This is a genomic window from Komagataeibacter kakiaceti JCM 25156, from assembly GCF_000613305.1.
In genome coordinates this window covers 1-1,118 of sequence record NZ_BAIO01000655.1, presented here as the reverse complement: position 1 = coordinate 1,118, position 1,118 = coordinate 1, and the positions used below count along the sequence as shown (strand labels likewise).

The following is a 1,118-nucleotide window of genomic DNA, read 5'->3' as shown; positions in this document are numbered from 1 at the left end:
GGGCGGAAATGCTGGCCGAGCTCATGCGCCTGCGCTGGTCCATCGCCGTGGGCGGCACGCATGGCAAGACCACCACCACCAGCCTTGTCGCCGCCGTGCTGGAAGCGGCGAAGCTGGACCCCACGGTCATCAACGGCGGCATCATCGAGGCCTATGGCACCAATACCCGCATGGGATCGGGTGACTGGATGGTGGTCGAGGCCGATGAGAGCGATGGTTCGTTCCTGCGCCTGCCCTCCGTCATTACGGTCGTGACCAACATGGACCCCGAGCACCTGGACCACTGGGGCACGGAAGAGGCCATGCAGGCGGCCTATGACCAGTTCGTGTCCAACATCCCGTTCTATGGCTTCGCGGTACTGTGCATCGACCATCCCGCCGTACAGCAGATGATCCCGCGCCTGTCCGACCACCGGATCGTCACCTACGGTTTCTCGCCCCAGGCGGATGTGCGGGCCGAAAAGGTCATTACCGACAAGCTGGGCGCCACGTTCGAGGTCGTGATCACCAGCCGCAACCGCAACCGTTCGCGCCGGGCGGGGCCGTTCCGCCTGCCCATGCTGGGCCACCACAACGTGCAGAATGCGCTGGCCGCCATCGCCGTCGGCACCGAGATGGAGATAGATGACGCCACCATCCGCTCCGCCTTCGCGGCCTTCCGGGGTGTCAAGCGCCGCTTCACCCGCACGGGGGAGACCGGCGGCATCACCATCATCGACGATTACGGCCACCACCCGGTGGAGATCGCCGCCGTGCTGAAGGCGGCGCGTCAGGCCGGGGCGGGCAACGTGATCGCGGTGGTGCAGCCGCACCGGTACTCGCGCCTCCAGACCCTGTTCAATGAATTCTGCACCTGCATGAACGATGCCGGCACGGTCATCATCGCCGATGTCTATGCCGCCGGTGAAAAGCCCATAGACGGGATCGACCGCGACGCGCTGGTCGAAGGGCTGCGCGAACGCGGGCACCGTTCCGTCGTGCCGCTGCCGGGGCCGGAACATCTGGCCGAAATGATCAATGCCATTGCCCGGCCGGGTGACTTTGTCGTCTGCCTTGGCGCGGGCAGCATCACCAACTGGGCGCAGGCGCTGCCCGCGCAACTGGCGGAGCTTCAGCCC

1 protein-coding gene is annotated in these 1,118 nt (G+C 66.3%); it reads left to right on the top strand.

Going from position 1 to position 1,118, the window contains the following annotated elements; translation table 11 throughout:
* Nucleotides 1-1,118 (top strand): UDP-N-acetylmuramate--L-alanine ligase (murC, locus tag JCM25156_RS17620; RefSeq protein WP_025814196.1); only part of this gene is annotated, 1,118 nt, incomplete at both ends.